Raw genomic sequence first — 16,378 nt, forward strand, 5'->3', positions numbered from 1 at the left:
AAAGCTTTGATCTTACGTCGATCTGCTGAGCAGGAGGGAACCGGCCGCTCAGCAGCAGGACATCGGCGGAAATGCCGGCTGCAGCTTGCGCAGCGCGCGGTAAAACCGGGCAAACCAGCGGCGCGGCCAGGGCTGCGCCTGGAGCCAGCGCTCCTGAACGTCCTCGTCGGGCTCGATCGGCGCCTCGGTGGCGGCAGGTGCTGGCGCCGGATCGATCACCGGTGGGGCAGCGGGCTTGGCCGGAGCCTCGAACGCGACCGCGATCCGCGGCCGGTCGTCATAGGTGAGCATCGCCATATCAGCCTCGCTTTTCTGCCGGCGCAGTAGCCGGCGGTGGCAAGGGCGGATCGTCGTCGGCGATCGCTCGCCAGGCGGCTCCGTCGAGATCTTCGTACTGGCCGCTCTTCAGCGACCACAGAAACGCAATCAGTCCAAGCAGGCCGAGCCCGAGCGCCAGCGGGACCAGGATCACCATTACTTCCATGCCGCGGCTCCCCGGCGAACGCGGCGGGCCCGCATCGCATTCAGCATCACCAGCAGCGACGATCCCGACATCGCCAGCGCCGCGATCAGCGGTGTGGCATAGCCTGCGATCGCAATCGGCACCGCCAGCACATTATAGCCGATCGCCAGACCGAGATTCTCCCGCATCACCGCCATCGCTTTACGCGAATAATCGACCGCGGCCAGCACCGGCGCAAGCTCCTTGCCGAGGAACACCAGATCGGCGGTGGCTTGGCTGAGATGGGTGGCGCTGATCGGCGACATCGAGACGTGCGCGGCGGCGAGCGACGGTGCGTCGTTCATGCCGTCGCCGACCATCATCACGGTGCGACCCTGCTTCTTCAGCGCCTCGATATGGGCGATCTTCTCGGCCGGCTTCACCCCGGCACGCCAGGCGGACACGCCGAGCGCATCGGCCGCATGGCGCACCGCCGGTTCTCGATCGCCCGACAGCAGCTCCACCGCGATGCCGCGATTGATCAGCGCGTCGATCGTTTTGGCAGCATCGGGACGCAGCAACTGGCGCACCGCAAACACCACCCGCTGTTGGCCGCGGCTGAACGCCACCACGGAGACTTCGGGGTCTTCGCTGAGGATCTGATTGGCTTCGGCATCGGCGCCGCAGAACGCCGGACTGCCGAGCCTCAATTCTTCGCCGCCAAAGGTAGTGCGGACGCCGCGTCCGGGCTCTTCGACCACGTTCGGCAACGGCGACTTGGCGTGCGCGGCCCGCGCCACCGCAGCGGCGACCGGATGATGGCTGGCGAGCGCGAGCCGGCCGGCGAGGTCGAACGCGTCGGGCGGGATGCCCGCAGCGTTGACGACATCCAGCTCGGGCAACGTCAGCGTGCCGGTCTTGTCGAACACGATGGTGTCGACCGACGCGGCGCGCTCGATCGCATCACCGGCGTTGAGCAGCACGCCGGCGCGGAACATCGCCCCGGATGCGACGGTCTGCACCGCCGGAATGGCGAGGCCGAGCGCGCAGGGGCAGGTGATGATCAGCACCGCGATGCCGATCACGATCGAATCGTGCCAGCCCGCACCGGCCAGCACCCAGCCGATGATCGTCAGCAGCGCGGTGGCGTGCACCACCGGCGCATAGAGCTGCGAGGCGCGGTCCGCCAGCCGGACGTAACGCGAGCGGGCCTGCAGCGCGTGGTCGAGCAGGCGAGTGATCTCGGACAGCAGCGTGCCCTCTGCGGCCGCCGCGACGCGCACGCGGAGCGTACCGGAGATGTTCAGCGTGCCGGCATAAACCTGGGTACCGCGCTCAGCCGGCACATGCAGCGTCTCGCCGGTGATCAGGCTCTGGTCGATCTCGGAGCGGCCTTCGATCACCGTGCCGTCGACGGCGCAGCGCTCGCCGGGGCGCAGCAGCACGATGTCGCCGGCGCGGACGGCGGCGATCGGCACTTCGCTGATCTCATCGGGGCCGACGAACTTGGTGGCGGTCTCGGCCTTCAGCGCGGCGAGATTGCCGGCGACCGCGCGGGTCTTCTGCCGCATCTTCTGGTCGAGGAAACGGCCCGCCAACAGGAACGCGATCAGCATCACGGCGGCATCGAAGTAAGCGTGCTCGGCGTGATTGATGGTCTCGACCAGCGACATGCCGAGCGCCAACGTGATGCCGATCGTGATCGGCACGTCCATGTTGACGCTTTTGGCCTTCAGCGCGCGGAATGCCGACTGGAAGAACGGCTGCCCCGCATAGGCGGCGCAGGGCAGCGCCACCAGCGCCGACAGCCAATGGAAGAAGTCGCGTGCTTCGGGACTGAGATCGCCGCCGTACCACACCGGCACCGACAGCATCATCACGTTCATGGTGGCGAACACGGCGACGCCGAGGCAGCGCAGCAGGAACTTGGTGCGCTCGGCCTCTTCGACTTCGGCCCGCACCGGCTCGTAGGGGTAAGCCTTGTAGCCGAGCTCGGCGAGGCGATCGATGAACTGGCCGGGCTCCAGCGTGCTGCCCTTGTTCCACTCCACCGCGAGACGGCGATCAGTGAGATTGACGCGGGCCAGCGTCACGTCCGGGATCGATTGCAGGCCGCGCTCGATCTTGGCCATACAGCTGGCACAGTGAACGCCCTCTACGGCGAGGTCGAGATGCGCGATCCGGCCGTCGACGTCTTTGACGTAGTGAGAGAAATCCCGCGTTTGCAGCATTCGGCGATCCTCGTCACGCCTGCCGGATCGGCGCTTAGTTCAACAGCAGCTTGTTCTTGGAGAGGAACATGCGAACGCCGCCCTGATCCCCTTCCAGAACCAGATCCCAACGGCCCGGCAGCACGCCATTGGCGTCCCCCCGGTACACGCCGCTGCCGACCTCCGCGAGCGCAACCTCGCGGTCGTAGCGCTTGTCGGACGGCCGCTCCAGCCGGCCGAAGAAGTTCAGACCGGCCAGCGGCAGGCCGGCCTTGTCGCGGGCTTCGACCTGCAGCACGGCGGCGCCATCGGGCTTGCGCTCGACCTTGGCTTCGACCTTCCAGCCGCGCTGATCCTGATCACGCGCGGCTGCGATCTCACGTTCGTAAGCGAGGCTGGCGGCGTAGGCGCTGTCGACCTCGGTGCCGGGCAGCGTCTTGATCGCCAGCGTCATCATCAGTCCGTTGACGCCGAACACGATGCCAAAGAACGCCACCAGGACGGCGAGAACGACTTTGCCGGTGAGAGGACGCGGCGATGATTGCGAACGGCTCATCATAAGGCTCCGGTTCGGATCAGGGCGTGACAAAGACGTCCTTGGTGGAGGCGACCTCGCCCAGCCCGATATCTGTGACATGGAAGGTCACCGGCACCGACTGCGGCACGTCATCGTTTGCGTCGACCAGCACCCGCAGCTCGGTGGTGGTGTCGCGGCCGAGGATGATCATCGGCCGGGCCGGCGTGATCGAGTCCGCACCGACGATGTGGATCATCGCATTCGGCGGACCTTCGACGTCGACCGCCACCACGCGGTCGAAGCCGCGCTTGTTGAGGAAGCGGATGGTGTAACCGTTGCGCACCGAGCCGTCGGACAGCCGCACCGCGACCGGGTTGCGGTCGTGCAGGACGTTGACGTCGAGCAGGCTGCGGTTCGCCAGCTTGTACACCATCGCACCACCGATCGCGACGATGATCAGCGAGTAGATCACGGTACGGGCGCGGACCGGCTTGAAGACCTCCGGCTTGCCCTCCATCCGGCGATGGATGTTGATGTCGTTGTCATAGCCGATCAGCCGGGTCGGGCGGCCGATCTTCTTCATCACGTTGTCGCAGGCGTCGATGCACAGGCCGCACTGGATGCAGTCGAGCTGCGGTCCGTTGCGGATGTCGATGCCGGTCGGGCACACGGCGACGCACTGGTTGCAGTCGACGCAATCGCCGACCGGCTCGCCGATCGCGCGGAGCTGCGCCGCCTTTTTGAGCGACGAACGCTTCTCGCCGCGGTCGTACTTATAGGTGACGTTGAGCGCCCACTCGTCGGTCAGCGCCGCCTGAATGCGCGGCCACGGGCACATATAGACGCAGACCTGCTCCCGCATGAAGCCGGCCAGCGTGTAGGTGGTGAAGGTGAGGATGCCGATCCAGATATACGCCACCATCGGAGCGTCGAAGGTGACCAGCTCCTTGATCAGGGTCGGAGCGTCGGCGAAGTACAGAACCCAGGCGCCGCCGGTCCACCACGCGATCATCAGCCAGATCGAGTGCTTGAGCGCGAGTTCCGCGGCGCGCTGCATCTTGAAGCCTTCGCCGGCCTTGCGCATCCGCTCGCGGCGATCGCCTTCGACGAACCGCTCGACCGCGTAGAACAGATCGGTCCAAACCGTCTGCGGGCAGAGATAGCCGCACCACACCCGGCCGCCGAGCGCGTTCATCAGGAACAGGACGATAGCGGCGACGATCAATAGGCCGGTGAAGTAATAGATTTCCTGCGGCCACAGCTCGATGGCGAAGAAGTAGAACCGGTTATTGGCGAGGTCGATCAGCACCGCCTGATCGGGGGCGCCGAGACCGCGGTTCCATCGCACGAAGGGCAAAAAGTAATAGATCCCGAGGCAGACCGCCATCAGGATCCATTTGGTTCGCCGGAACGAGCCGGATACGCTTTGGGGGAAGATTTTCTTTTGGGCCGTGTACAGCGGTCCGTCGTCGTCCGGCTGCAGGTCCGTCGCGCGCAGGGGCTTGTTCATATCGAGGGTTCTTTTCCACTTCTTCTATCGTCGAGCGCAAGCTCAATTCCGGGCGCGCAGATCACAACCTCGCGTGTCCCCCAACACACAAGGTTCTGCGCGCCCGCGAGCGTCGGCTATTTGCCGCCGCCGAGCGAGTGGACGTACACCGCCATCGCCTTGATGGTGGTGGGATCGAGGCGACCGATCCACGCCGGCATCACGCCGCCGCGGCCGTTGGTGATCGTCTCGATGATGGTGGCTTCGTCACCACCGTACAGCCAGATCTTATCCGTCAGGTTGGGCGCACCAAGTTCGGGATTGCCCTTGGCGTCTTCACCGTGACAGGCGACGCAGTTCTCCGCGAAGATCTGCTTGCCGGCCGCCAGATCGACGCCCGGACGGGTCGACTGGCCCGACAGCGAACGAACGAAGTTGGCGACCTGAACGATCTGGTCCTTACTCAGCGTGCCGTCCTTGCCGAACGCCAGCATGTTGCCCATGTGGCCTTCGTCGTTACCGGAGCGCGCGCCGTATTTGATGGTCTTTTCGATTTGCTCGAGGGAACCGCCCCACAGCCAATCGTCGTCGTTGAGGTTCGGGAAGCCCTTGCCGCCGGCAGCGCCCGAGCCGTGGCACGGGGCGCAGTTGTCGCCGAACACCACCTTGCCCTTGGCGCGGGCCAGAGCAAGCAGTGCCGGGTTTTTCTCGATCTCTTCGAGCGAGGCAGTCGCCAGCGCCTGCATCTTCTCGCCGCGAACCTGATTGAGCTTGGCGAGATCGACGTCGAGTTCGGCACGCGAGGAGTAACCGAACAGGCCGCGGGTGTAGCCGTTCATCAGCGGCCACGCCGGATAGACGATGAAGTAGCCGATCGACCAGATGATGGTGGCGTAGAAGGTCCAGATCCACCACCGCGGCAGCGGAGTGTTCAGTTCCTGGATGCCGTCCCACTCGTGGCCGGTCGTGGCCGTGCCGGTGACTTTGTCGATTTCGCCGTGATGTGCATGGTCAGCCATGGTCGTCTCAGTCCTCTCGAAGCGGCATCTGGGCGGCCTCGTCGAACGCCTCTTTGTTTTTCGGCCAGAGCGCATACACCACGATGGCGACGAAGATGGCCATGAACAGCGGCGTCCACCATGTCGTGACGAGACTGGACGCGATGTTGTCGAAGTAGATGATCGCTTTCATGTCGCCGCCTCAGCGAAGGTTCGCTTTTTCGTCGTACAGTTTGAAGTCGACCAGGGTACCGAGCATCTGCAGGTACGAGACCAGCGCGTCGAGCTCGGTCGGGTCACCCGGTTGGCCGTCGAAGTTGCGCACCACCGCCTTGGGGTAGCGCTTCTGCAGATCGGCCGCGTCGGCGCCGTCCGGAGCGACCTGCGCCTTGGCGTCGGCCGCCGCCTTGGCGATGTCCTCGTCGCTGTAAGGCACGCCGAGGGTGCGGTTGGTCTTGAGGTGATCCGAAAGGCTGGCGAGATCGACCTTGCTGTTGGCGAGGAACGCGTAGTTCGGCATCACCGACTGCGGCACGATCGAACGCGGGTTCTTCAGATGCGCGACGTGCCAATCGTCGGAGTACTTGCCGCCGACCCGGGCGAGATCCGGACCGGTCCGCTTGGAACCCCACTGGAACGGATGGTCGTACATCGACTCCGCAGCCAGCGAGTAATGGCCGTAACGCTCGGTCTCGTCACGCAGCGGACGGATCATCTGCGAGTGGCACAGATAGCAGCCCTCGCGGATGTAGATGTTGCGGCCTGCCAGTTCGAGCGGGGTGTAAGGACGCACCCCGTCGACCTTTTCGATGGTGCTCTTGAGGTAGAACAGCGGAGTGATTTCGACGAGACCACCAATCGCGATCACGAGCAGGATGCCGACGATCAGGACGACCGAGTTGGTCTCGAAGATCTTGTGCCGAGCCCAGATTGACATTGTTTGCTCTCCTTACTCGGCAGGCTGCAGGGCGACGCGAGGCTGAGCCTCGGACCGTTCGCCGACGCGGACGGTCATCCAGAGGTTGTAGGCCATGATCAGCGCGCCGATCAGGAACAGGCCGCCGCCGGCGGCGCGGATGGCATAGAAGGGGTGCATCGCTTCGACCGACTCGATGAACGAGTATTCGAGGAAGCCCAGCGAGGTGTAAGCACGCCACATCAGACCTTGCAGGATGCCCGACACCCACATCGCCGAGATGTAGAGGACGATGCCGAGGGTCGCGATCCAGAAGTGCCAGTTCACTAGGCGGATGCTGTAGAGCTGCTTCCGGCCCCAGACCCACGGCACCAGGCAGTACAGCGCGCCGAAGGAGACGAAGCCGACCCAGCCGAGCGCGCCGGAGTGGACGTGACCGACGGTCCAGTCGGTGTAGTGGCTGAGCGAGTTGACCGCCTTAATCGCCATCATCGGACCTTCGAAGGTCGACATGCCGTAGAAGGCGACCGACACCACCATCATGCGCAGCACGGGGTCGGTGCGGAGCTTGTCCCAGGCGCCCGACAGCGTCATCAGGCCGTTGATCATGCCGCCCCATGAGGGCATCCACAGCATGATCGAGAAGGTCATGCCGAGGGTCTGCGTCCAGTCGGGCAGCGCGGTGTAGTGCAGGTGGTGCGGACCGGCCCAGATGTACAGGAAGATCAGCGCCCAGAAGTGGATGATCGACAGCCGGTAGGAATAGACCGGCCGCTCAGCCCGCTTCGGGATGAAGTAGTACATGATGGCCAGGAAGCCGGCGGTCAGGAAGAAGCCGACCGCGTTGTGGCCGTACCACCACTGGAACATCGCGTCCTGCACGCCCGACCAGGCGATGTAGGACTTCGAGCCGAGGAAGCTGACCGGCAGCGTCGGGTTGTTGCCGAGGTGCAGCACCGCGATGGTGATGATGAAGGCGAGATAGAACCAGTTCGCCACGTAGATGTGGGGTTCCTTGCGCTTCATCAGGGTGGCCAGGAACACCAGCAGGTAGGTGACCCAGACGATGGTCAGCCACAGGTCGGCGTACCATTCCGGCTCGGCGTATTCCTTCGACTGGGTGACGCCCAGCAGATAGCCCGTGCCCGCGATGACGATGAAGAAGTTGTAGCCGATCGCCACGAACCACGGCGCGAGGTCACCGGCGAGCCGGGCCCGGGTGGTCTTCTGCACCACGTAGAACGAGGTCGCCAGCAGCACGTTGCCGCCGAACGCGAAGATCACCGCCGACGTGTGCAGCGGACGAAGCCGGCCGAAATTGACCCACTGGGCGATGTTCAGGCCCGGATAGGCGAGTTCCAGGGCGATGTAGAGGCCGGCCGAGAAACCGGCGATGCCCCAAAACATTGCCATAAAGGAGAGGAACTTTATCGGCCCGAGATTGTAATTCGGAGCGCCGTTGATTTCCTGCGGCGGCAGGCCCGAACGGCTGCGATGCCGAACGATGATCGCGAACACCGCCCAGGCGCTGAACGCGGCCGCGAGCGCGGCATGAAATGCGAAGGGAGCATCCTTGGCGTAGATCGCCGCGTAGATGGACAGGATCGTGGTCAATGCGAACACGACCGTGAGACCACCCTCGCCAAGGGTGATCCGCTTCGAATTCAGGGCTTGATTCATCTGATCAATCTTTTCTTCGGCGGGCAGGTGACTGCACCATCCCCGGTTTCGGGACCGCACGTTTGATTGAAATCAAAATGCCCAAATTTGCGCCACGACGACGCGCGTTTTGTGCGGTGCGATCGACACTTGCTGCTTTTCGATGAAATGCCTCGAAATTGCAAGAACCATCGCGACTTGCGCGGGCTGCCCTCGGCTGCGTACGAGGACGGACGAACACCCCCAACGGAACGTTCGACCAAAGAATGAGGCCCGGCTCAGCGAATGACTTTCATTCGCTTCCGCAGTGCGGGAAAAACTGTCTGACGGTCGTCAGGGACGACGCCGTTCATAGGTCTTGAGGTGGGTGTAGATCACCCGCAACCGTGCCACCGGAACCTTCGCCTCATCGGCACGGATGATGAGGTCGCCGATCACGTGATCGGCTTCGATCCGGGCGCCAGCCTGGATGTCACGAAACATCGAAGCCGTCAGCGTCGAGCCTTCGGCGAGCAGCATGCCCCGGGTGCGTTCGACCGAGGCTTGGCGCGGCGCATGGCCGGCCGCCGCCGCAATCGTGGTGATCTCGTCGAACACCCCGAGCATGAAGTCGGCGCCACCCGGCGCGGCGAGAATGTCGCCGACCGCGCCCCGCATCAGTGAGGTCGATCCGGCGAGCGTCGCCAGAAACACCCACTTCTCCCACATCTCCTGCATGATCACCGGCGAGGCGTTGACGCCGAAGTCGCAGCCGCCGAGCGCGGCGGCGATCTGCGTCACGCGCTCCGACATCGCGCCGTCACGCTCGCCGAAGGTGATCGCACTCATCGGCGCGAGCTGGACGACATGGCGCTGCGCATCGAGCGTCGCGGCAATCACGCATTGGCCGCCGAGCACGCGGTCGCGGCCGAATGCAGAGTCCAGCACATCGAGATGCTTCATGCCGTTGAGCAGCGGCAGAATCGTCGTGTGAGCCCCGACACCACCCCGGAACGACGCAATCGCGTCGTCGAGGTCGAATGCCTTGCAGCTCAGCACCACCAGATCGTAGTCGGGAGCGAGCGCCGAAGCCTGCAGCGCAGGCGGATTTGCGATTCTCCCGTCGCCGTGCGGGCTCTTGATCACCAGCCCGTCCCGCGCCAATTCCGCTGCGCGGCCGGGCCGCACCAGAAACGTGACGTCACGGCCGACCTGCAGCAGGCGCCCGCCGAAATATCCGCCGATCGCGCCGGCACCAACGATCAGAATCCGCATCACGTCCTCCCGGAATTTTCGCGAGTCTTAACCGGATCGCGCTGCCGCTGCGAGCGCGATGCCGGCATACCCCTCACCACTTCTCGCCGTAGGGCCGGATTTCCATCTCGAACGTCCAGGCGCTCTTCGGCTGCTGATACAGCTGCCAGTACGCGCCGGCGACCGCCGCCGGCGGCATCAGCAGATCCGGGTTGGCGAGCGCATCCTTGCCGAAGATCTGCTCACGGCGCTCGCGCACCCAGGCGGTGTCGACGCCGGAATCGATGATCAGATGCGCCACATGGATGTTTTTCGGCATCAGCTCGCGCGCCATCGACTGCGCCACCGCGCGCAGCCCGAATTTAGCTGAGGCGAACGCCGCAAAGCCTGAGCCGCCGCGCAACGACGCGGTCGCGCCGGTGAAGAAGATCTTGCCCTGCCCGCGCGCCAGCATCAGCCGCGCCGACTCCCGGCCCGACACGAAGCCGGCCCAGCACGCCATCTCCCACACTTTTCGAAACACCCGATCGGTCGTCTCCAGGATCGGGAAATTGACATTGGCACCGACGTTGAAAATCGTCACCTCGAGCGGCGCGTGGGCGTCGGCGTCGTTCAGGAATGCCGTCACCTCATCTTCTTTTCGGGCATCGAGCGAGCGCGCGACGATGCGACCGCCGGCCGCCTCGATCTCCGCCACCAGCGGCGCAAGCTTCTCGCCGTTGCGCCGGCCGGCGAACACCGTGAAGCCCTCGGCGGCAAACTTCTTGGCGATCTCCGCCCCGATGTAATCGCCGGCTCCGATCACCGCGACAGTTGCGTTGCGTGGCGTCATGCGGGCGTCTCCCTCAAGCTCGTCATTGCGAGCGAAGCGAAGCAATCCACGTTCTCAGCACGGAGCGACTGGATTGCGTCGTCGCTTCGCTCCTCGCACTGACGGGAGAGATCGATTGAAGCTAGCCGTACATCTCTTCGACGTCGCGGAGCTGTTCCTTGCCGAAGAACATCTCGGTGCCGACGAAGAAGGTCGGCGAGCCGAACGCGCCGCGCTGGACGGCATCTTCGGTGTTGGCGATCAGCTTCGCCTTCACCTCCGGCTCCTGCGCGCGGGTCAGCAGCGCCTTGCCGTCGAGCCCCGACGACGACAGCGCCGCCGCTGCGACTTCGAGATCGTCCATCTTCTTCGGCTCCACCCACATATGGTGGAACGCGGCCTCGACGTATTGGTCGAACACGCCGTCGAGCTGCGCCGCGACCGCGGCGCGCATCAGGTTGAGCGTGTTGACCGGGAAATGCGGATTCCAGACATACGGCTTCACCCCGTAGCGCTTGAGGAAGCGCTCAGTTTCCACCGTGAGAAATTCGCGCTTGTTCTTGATCCCGGCCAGCGTCTCCGCCGGAGACTTGTTGTTGGTCGCCTTGAAGATACCGCCGAGCAGCACCGGCACGTAGTCGAACTTGACGCCGATCCGCCGCTCGATCGCCGGGATTGCCTCGTGGGCCAGGAAAGCGTTGGGACTGCCGAAGTCGAACAGGAATTGCGGGGCGGGCTGGGTCATGATCTCCTCCGGCAGCGGCGGGGTCGCCTTATATGATTATCGTCATCCCATACCGACCGTAGCGCGTCTGCCGCGACCGATCAACCGGGTCGGAGGCGAGGGTCGCGACCTTCGGAACTGTGATGTCCCGCGCCGCGGAAACTCTGCTAAGGCGAAGCGCGTTCTCACGGCTGGTGCCGCTTCAATCACTGACAGACATCCGGGATCTTCGCGACATGCTGACCGTCCATCACCTCAACAACTCCCGCTCGCAACGCGTGCTGTGGCTCCTGGAGGAGCTCGGCACCCCTTACGAGATCAAGCGCTATCAGCGTCAGCCGGACATGATGGCGCCGAAGGAGCTGCGCGCCGTGCATCCGCTCGGCAAATCCCCGGTGATTACCGACAACGGCAATACCATCGCCGAGTCCGGCGCGATCATCGAATACATCGTGGGCACCTATGGGGACGGCCGGCTGATCCCGCCGCCGAACACCCCGGAGCGGCTGCGCTACACCTACTGGCTGCACTATGCCGAAGGCTCGGCGATGCCGCCCTTGCTGCTCAAGCTGCTGTTCTCGATGATGCCGCGGCGCGCTCCGGCGCTGGTGCGGCCGCTGGTGAAGATGGTGGCGTCGGGCGCGCTGACCGGCTTCGTCGATCCGCAGCTCAAGCTGCACATGGATTATTGGGAGAGCGAACTCGGCAAGGCCGCGTATTTCGCCGGCGACGAATTCACCGCCGCCGATATCCAGATGAGCTTCCCGCTGGAAGCCGCCGCCTCACGCGGCGGCCTCGACCAGCGCTATCCGAAGGCGCTGGCCTGGCTCGAACGCATCCACGCCCGCCCCGCCTACAACCGCGCGCTTGAAAAAGGCGGGCCGTACGAAATCGGCAAGGCGTAATAGCAGCTTCGATTAGAGCAACGACCGACGCGCCAAGCACAGCGCGCTCCCTCTCCCGCAGGCGGGAGAGGGAGCGCGCTGTGCTTGGGGAGAGCCTACCCCATCGGCAGCGGCGTGACGGTCACGCCGGGCGGCGGGACGCTGTCGTCCGGCACGAAGAAGTCCGACATCAGCGGCACGCTCGGGTCGACGCGATACGGTTCGAAGTCGCGCAACCCGGCCTCGTACAGCACGCTGTCATCGATGCAGAACTGGCCGGTGAATTCACGCGAGGGCCTAGTCAGGATCGCATGGGCGGCGTCACCCATGATCTCCGGCGTGCGGCTGGCGCGGATCATCGCGTCGCCGCCGAGCAGATTGCCGACCGCCGCCGTGGCGATCGTGGTGCGAGGCCACAGCGCATTCACCGCAACGCCGGCATGTTTCAGTTCGCCCGAGAGACCGAGCGCCACCATGCTCATACCGAACTTCGCCATGGTGTAGGCGGTCGACGCGGCGAACCACTTCGCCTTCATATCGAGCGGCGGCGACAGCATCAGGATGTGTGGATTGGCGGCCTTCTTCAGATGCGGGATGCAGTATTTCGACACCATGAAGGTCCCGCGGGTGTTGATCCCCATCATCAGGTCGTAGCGCTTCATGTCGGTCGCCTGCGAATGGGTCAGGCTGATCGCGCTGGCGTTGTTGACGCAGATGTCGATGCCGCCGAACTCCGCCACCGTCTTGCCGATCGCGTCGATCACCTGCGCTTCATCGCGGATGTCGCACACCAGCGGCAGCGCCTTGCCGCCGGCCGCAACGATCTCCTCGGCGGCAGTGTAGATCGTCCCCTTCAGCTTCGGATGCGGCTCGGTGGTCTTGGCGGCGATCGCCACATTGGCGCCATCCCGCGCCGCCCGCAGCGCGATCGCAAGCCCAATGCCCCGGCTCGCCCCGGTGATGAACAGCGTCTTGCCTTGCAGTGATGCCATCTGATGCAGCCTCCTGGTCGCCCAAATCGATTGGCCGAACAGATTAGCAGGGCGCCGCTGCATCCGCTTGCGGCGAGACGTTGAACGCCCCGTGCAAGCCGAAGCCTTCGCCGCACACGCAGCGCGCTCCCTCCCCCGCTTGCGGGAGAGGGAGCGCGCTGTGCTTGCGGCAAACTCAACAGCTGGATCGCTAATATCCCGCCGCCGTCGCCCCCCGTGTTCGCGGGTCCGGCGCGCCGTGGAAGCCGTCGGTGTCGATCAGGATCGAATTTGCCGAGGTCTGGCCGAGCGGAGTGACGACGCGGTGGCCCATGGCGCGGAGCGCGTCCAGGGTTGCGTCGGGAAAGCCGCTTTCGACCCGCACCTCGTCCGGCAGCCACTGATGATGCAGCCGCGGCGCCGACACGGCGTCGGCGACATTCATCCGGTAATCGATCACGTCGACGATCACCTGCAGCACCGCCGAAATGATGCGGCTGCCGCCGGGCGAGCCGGTGACCAGCACCGGCTTGCCGTCCTTGAGCAGAATCGTCGGCGACATCGACGACAGCGGCCGCTTTCCCGGCGCCGGGAGGTTAGCGGCGAAGCCGACCAGACCGTAGGCATTAGAGGCGCCAGGAGCCGCGGTGAAATCATCGAGTTCGTTGTTGAGCAAAACGCCCGTGCCATCCGCTACCAGCCCGACGCCGTAAGAGAAGTTGAGCGTGTAGGTGTTACTGACTGCATTGCCCTCGGCATCGGCGACCGAGAAGTGCGTGGTGTTCTGGCCCTCGCGCGGCTGCGGCAGTGGTTGCTCGACCGGCGTGGCTCGCTGCGGATCGATCGCGGCGCGCAGGCTGGCTGCGTAGTCCTTCGACAACAGCTTCGCGACCGGTGCCGCGCTGAAGGCGGGATCGCCGAGATAGCGGGCGCGATCCGCATAGGCGCGCTTCATCGCTTCGATCAACAGATGCAGCGACGGCGGCGTGCCCTGCCCGAGGTCGCGCATCGCGAAGCCTTCCAGGATGTTCAGGCTTTCGATCAGCACGACGCCGCCGGACGACGGCTGCGGCATCGCCACGATATCGTAGCCGCGGTAGCTGCCACGCAGCGGCGGGCGCAGCATCGGCTGATAGCCGGCGAGATCCTCCGGAGTGATCAGCCCGCCGGCCTCCCGAATGCCGCGCGACAACTTCTCGGCGATCGGGCCGCGATAGAACCCGTCCGGTCCCTGCTTGGCGATGGCCTCCAGCGTGGCGGCCAAATCCGGCTGCGCCAGCCTGTCGCCGGCCTGCAGCGGCGAGCCGTCGGGACGCGCGAACACCTTGCGGGTGGACGGCCAGCGCGACAGCCAGGCGTGCCAATCCGGCAGCGTATCGGCGGTGTCGTCGGCGATGATGATGCCGTCCCGGGCCAGCGCAATCGCTGGCGCGATCACGTCCGCGAGCTTGAACTTGCCAGAGCCGTATTTCTCAAGAGCGAGCGCCAACCCAGCCACGGTGCCGGGAACGCCGATGCCGAGCGCGGATTTGCGCGATTTGTCCGGGTCGGGTTTGCCGTCCGTCAGGAACATGTCCTGGGTGGCGGCCTGCGGCGCGGTTTCGCGATAGTCGATCGCCACGTCCTCATTCTTCGCCGCGGAATGGATCACCATGAACCCGCCGCCGCCGAGATTGCCGGCGCGCGGATAGGTGACTGCCATGGCGAAGCCGGTCGCCACCGCGGCATCGATCGCATTGCCGCCGCGGGACAAAAAGCCGGCGCCGATTTCCGCAGCCAGCCGTTCCTGCGCCACTACCATGCCGTGTTTGGCGATCACCGCTTGGGCCGGCCCGCGCGCCATGCCGCTGCGCATATCCTGCGCCGGCGCGGCAAGCGGGCTCACCACCAGCACCAGCACGGCCAGCGTCATCAAAATGCGTTGCGGGACGCGCAGTGTGATCATCGAGCGGCTCCGATTTCTGCGGCGCAGGCTGCCACGCGCCGGACGAATCCTATAGGCAATCGAAGCCGCGAGGCAAAACGCGGTCCGGCCCGCGGAAGGAACAAGATGTCGTCATCGCTTGCGGAAGGCATCGCGCAAACTCGTGAACCGATCCGCTATCCGTCGCAGGGCGCCGTCGTCGGCTGGATCCTGTTCGACTGGGCGGCGCAACCGTACTTCACGCTGATCACGACCTTTATCTTCGCGCCCTATTTCGCCACCTACGTGGCGCCCGATCCGGCGACCGGCCAATCGCTGTGGGGCTTCGCCACGGCAGCGAGCGGTTTCGTCATCGCCTTGGCATCGCCGGTGCTCGGCGCGATCGCGGATGCCAGCGGCCGGCGCAAGCCGTGGATCGCGCTGTTCGGCGCCATGCTGGTGATTGGATCGATGCTGATGTGGTTCGGCAAGCCGGGCGAACCACATACGATTCTGCCGCTGCTGATCGCCTACGCGATCGCCACCATCGGCGTTGAATTCGCCACCGTGTTCAACAACGCGATGATGCCCAACCTGGTGCCGCCGGAGAAGATCGGCCGTCTGTCAGGGACCGGCTGGGCGACCGGCTATGTCGGCGGCATCCTGTCGCTCGTCCTGGTGCTCGGCTTTCTGGCCGCGAGCCCAGATACCGGCAAAACCCTGCTCGGCCTTGCGCCGTGGTTCGGACTCGACCCGGCGCTGCACGAGGGCGATCGGATCAGCGGCCCACTCACCGGGGCGTGGTTCGTATTGTTCGTGCTGCCGATGTTTCTGCTGACGCCGGACTTCCCCGCCAAGCTGGCGCCGCGCGCCGCGATCCGCGAGGGCCTGCGCGAGCTCGCCGAAACGCTGCGCGACCTACCGCGACGGCGTTCGCTCGCGATCTTCCTGCTCGCCAACATGATCTACACCGACGGCCTGGTATCGCTGTTCGCGTTCGGCGGCATCTACGCCACCGGCACCTTCGGCTGGAGCACGATCCAGATCGGCACTTTCGGCATCATCCTGGCAATCGCCGCCACCATCGGCGCGTTCGTCGGCGGCCGCCTCGACGATGCGTTCGGGTCCAAGCGGGTGATCACCGGCTCGCTGGTCCTATTGCTGATCGCGATCGGCGGCATCCTGCTGGTCGATCCCAGCCATGTCTTGCTGATTGAAGTAACGCCGCCGCAACCGGGCGCAGCGCTGTTCGCCTCACCTGCCGAACGCGCCTACCTGCTGCTCGGCTGCCTGATCGGCATCGCCGGCGGCCCGCTGCAGGCGGCATCGCGCACGCTGCTGATCAGGATCGCCCCACGAGACCGGATCGCCCAGTATTTCGGCCTGTTCGCCCTCACCGGCAAAGTCACCTCGTTCATCGGCCCGCTGCTGATCGCGACCGTCACCGCGCTGGCGAGCAGCCAGAAGGCCGGCATGGCCGTGCTGGTGCTGTTCTTCGTCGCCGGATTGGCGCTGCTGACCCAGGTTCGGGGCTCCGCGGACTGATCGCGCCGGTGCGTGGACAAACACGCCGACCTGGTCTATAGGAGCGGGCATGATCCACCTGACCGCCTCGTACTGG

The 16,378-nt window shown here is 65.2% G+C and carries 16 protein-coding genes; 2 read left to right on the plus strand and 14 right to left on the minus strand.

The genetic code is table 11. From position 1 onward, the window contains the following. Positions 1-48: 48 nt before the first annotated feature. The 12 genes from RPPS3_RS00065 to RPPS3_RS00120 all read right to left on the minus strand — a co-directional run bounded on the left by RPPS3_RS00065 (position 49) and on the right by RPPS3_RS00120 (position 11,020). A complete protein-coding gene (locus RPPS3_RS00065; RefSeq protein WP_107342291.1) occupies positions 49-297 on the minus strand; it encodes a hypothetical protein in 249 nt (82 codons plus the stop codon). Between the two features lies 1 nt (position 298). Beyond that, positions 299-484, minus strand: a complete 186-nt coding sequence (ccoS, locus tag RPPS3_RS00070; protein WP_107342292.1) for a cbb3-type cytochrome oxidase assembly protein CcoS — start codon at positions 482-484, stop codon at positions 299-301. Then, positions 475-2,673 carry a heavy metal translocating P-type ATPase gene (locus RPPS3_RS00075; protein WP_107342293.1) on the minus strand — a complete coding sequence of 733 codons (2,199 nt, stop codon included), beginning with the start codon at positions 2,671-2,673 and terminating at the stop codon, positions 475-477. Before RPPS3_RS00075 ends, ccoS begins: the two co-directional genes overlap by 10 nt. A gap of 34 nt (positions 2,674-2,707) precedes the next feature. Then, positions 2,708-3,208, minus strand: coding sequence for a FixH family protein (locus RPPS3_RS00080; protein ID WP_107346359.1), 501 nt, complete (start codon positions 3,206-3,208; stop codon positions 2,708-2,710). 19 nt (positions 3,209-3,227) lie between these two features. Beyond that, positions 3,228-4,679, minus strand: coding sequence for a cytochrome c oxidase accessory protein CcoG (ccoG, locus tag RPPS3_RS00085; protein WP_107342294.1), 1,452 nt, complete (start codon positions 4,677-4,679; stop codon positions 3,228-3,230). Between the two features lie 116 nt (positions 4,680-4,795). After that, complete coding sequence (gene ccoP, locus RPPS3_RS00090) at positions 4,796-5,677, minus strand: cytochrome-c oxidase, cbb3-type subunit III (RefSeq protein WP_107342295.1); 882 nt, start codon at positions 5,675-5,677, stop codon at positions 4,796-4,798. 7 nt (positions 5,678-5,684) lie between these two features. After that, a complete protein-coding gene (locus RPPS3_RS00095; RefSeq protein WP_011155588.1) occupies positions 5,685-5,849 on the minus strand; it encodes a cbb3-type cytochrome oxidase subunit 3 in 165 nt (54 codons plus the stop codon). A 9-nt stretch (positions 5,850-5,858) separates the two neighbouring features. Continuing rightward, complete coding sequence (gene ccoO, locus RPPS3_RS00100) at positions 5,859-6,593, minus strand: cytochrome-c oxidase, cbb3-type subunit II (protein ID WP_107342296.1); 735 nt, start codon at positions 6,591-6,593, stop codon at positions 5,859-5,861. Positions 6,594-6,605: 12 nt separating this feature from the next. Continuing rightward, the gene (gene ccoN, locus RPPS3_RS00105) at positions 6,606-8,252 is read right to left on the minus strand and encodes a cytochrome-c oxidase, cbb3-type subunit I (protein ID WP_107342297.1); all 1,647 of its coding nucleotides are present in this window, start codon (positions 8,250-8,252) and stop codon (positions 6,606-6,608) included. 312 nt (positions 8,253-8,564) lie between these two features. Then, positions 8,565-9,485 (minus strand): 2-dehydropantoate 2-reductase, encoded by a 921-nt coding sequence (panE, locus tag RPPS3_RS00110; protein ID WP_107342298.1) that lies wholly within the window; start codon positions 9,483-9,485, stop codon positions 8,565-8,567. 73 nt (positions 9,486-9,558) lie between these two features. Beyond that, on the minus strand, positions 9,559-10,296 hold the full coding sequence (locus RPPS3_RS00115; RefSeq protein ID WP_107342299.1) for an SDR family oxidoreductase: 738 nt from the start codon (positions 10,294-10,296) through the stop codon (positions 9,559-9,561). 121 nt (positions 10,297-10,417) lie between these two features. Beyond that, complete coding sequence (locus RPPS3_RS00120; RefSeq protein ID WP_107342300.1) at positions 10,418-11,020, minus strand: 2-hydroxychromene-2-carboxylate isomerase; 603 nt, start codon at positions 11,018-11,020, stop codon at positions 10,418-10,420. A 215-nt stretch (positions 11,021-11,235) separates the two neighbouring features. Between RPPS3_RS00120 and RPPS3_RS00125 the strand changes: the two genes are divergently transcribed. Next, positions 11,236-11,904, plus strand: coding sequence for a glutathione S-transferase (locus RPPS3_RS00125; RefSeq protein WP_107342301.1), 669 nt, complete (start codon positions 11,236-11,238; stop codon positions 11,902-11,904). Positions 11,905-11,999: 95 nt separating this feature from the next. Here the strand turns inward: RPPS3_RS00125 and RPPS3_RS00130 are convergent, their stop codons facing one another. Then, positions 12,000-12,875 carry an SDR family oxidoreductase gene (locus RPPS3_RS00130; RefSeq protein ID WP_107342302.1) on the minus strand — a complete coding sequence of 292 codons (876 nt, stop codon included), beginning with the start codon at positions 12,873-12,875 and terminating at the stop codon, positions 12,000-12,002. A 190-nt stretch (positions 12,876-13,065) separates the two neighbouring features. Then, positions 13,066-14,799 carry a gamma-glutamyltransferase gene (gene ggt, locus RPPS3_RS00135; protein WP_107342303.1) on the minus strand — a complete coding sequence of 578 codons (1,734 nt, stop codon included), beginning with the start codon at positions 14,797-14,799 and terminating at the stop codon, positions 13,066-13,068. A 105-nt stretch (positions 14,800-14,904) separates the two neighbouring features. Here ggt and RPPS3_RS00140 point away from each other — a divergent pair, with 105 nt between their 5' ends. Beyond that, positions 14,905-16,302 carry an MFS transporter gene (locus RPPS3_RS00140; protein ID WP_107342304.1) on the plus strand — a complete coding sequence of 466 codons (1,398 nt, stop codon included), beginning with the start codon at positions 14,905-14,907 and terminating at the stop codon, positions 16,300-16,302. The last annotated feature ends 76 nt before the right edge of the window (positions 16,303-16,378 follow it).

Origin of the sequence: Rhodopseudomonas palustris, assembly GCF_003031265.1 — a bacterium.
Taxonomy (GTDB): Bacteria; Pseudomonadota; Alphaproteobacteria; order Rhizobiales; family Xanthobacteraceae; genus Rhodopseudomonas; species Rhodopseudomonas palustris_H.

Coding starts and splice junctions, on each gene's coding strand:
- RPPS3_RS00065 (WP_107342291.1), bottom strand. CDS start 297: ATGGCGATGCTCACCTATGACGACCGGCCGCGGATCGCGGTCGCGTTC.
- ccoS (WP_107342292.1), bottom strand. CDS start 484: ATGGAAGTAATGGTGATCCTGGTCCCGCTGGCGCTCGGGCTCGGCCTG.
- RPPS3_RS00075 (WP_107342293.1), bottom strand. CDS start 2,673: ATGCTGCAAACGCGGGATTTCTCTCACTACGTCAAAGACGTCGACGGC.
- RPPS3_RS00080 (WP_107346359.1), bottom strand. CDS start 3,208: ATGAGCCGTTCGCAATCATCGCCGCGTCCTCTCACCGGCAAAGTCGTT.
- ccoG (WP_107342294.1), bottom strand. CDS start 4,679: ATGAACAAGCCCCTGCGCGCGACGGACCTGCAGCCGGACGACGACGGA.
- ccoP (WP_107342295.1), bottom strand. CDS start 5,677: ATGGCTGACCATGCACATCACGGCGAAATCGACAAAGTCACCGGCACG.
- RPPS3_RS00095 (WP_011155588.1), bottom strand. CDS start 5,849: ATGAAAGCGATCATCTACTTCGACAACATCGCGTCCAGTCTCGTCACG.
- ccoO (WP_107342296.1), bottom strand. CDS start 6,593: ATGTCAATCTGGGCTCGGCACAAGATCTTCGAGACCAACTCGGTCGTC.
- ccoN (WP_107342297.1), bottom strand. CDS start 8,252: ATGAATCAAGCCCTGAATTCGAAGCGGATCACCCTTGGCGAGGGTGGT.
- panE (WP_107342298.1), bottom strand. CDS start 9,485: ATGCGGATTCTGATCGTTGGTGCCGGCGCGATCGGCGGATATTTCGGC.
- RPPS3_RS00115 (WP_107342299.1), bottom strand. CDS start 10,296: ATGACGCCACGCAACGCAACTGTCGCGGTGATCGGAGCCGGCGATTAC.
- RPPS3_RS00120 (WP_107342300.1), bottom strand. CDS start 11,020: ATGACCCAGCCCGCCCCGCAATTCCTGTTCGACTTCGGCAGTCCCAAC.
- RPPS3_RS00125 (WP_107342301.1), top strand. CDS start 11,236: ATGCTGACCGTCCATCACCTCAACAACTCCCGCTCGCAACGCGTGCTG.
- RPPS3_RS00130 (WP_107342302.1), bottom strand. CDS start 12,875: ATGGCATCACTGCAAGGCAAGACGCTGTTCATCACCGGGGCGAGCCGG.
- ggt (WP_107342303.1), bottom strand. CDS start 14,799: ATGATCACACTGCGCGTCCCGCAACGCATTTTGATGACGCTGGCCGTG.
- RPPS3_RS00140 (WP_107342304.1), top strand. CDS start 14,905: ATGTCGTCATCGCTTGCGGAAGGCATCGCGCAAACTCGTGAACCGATC.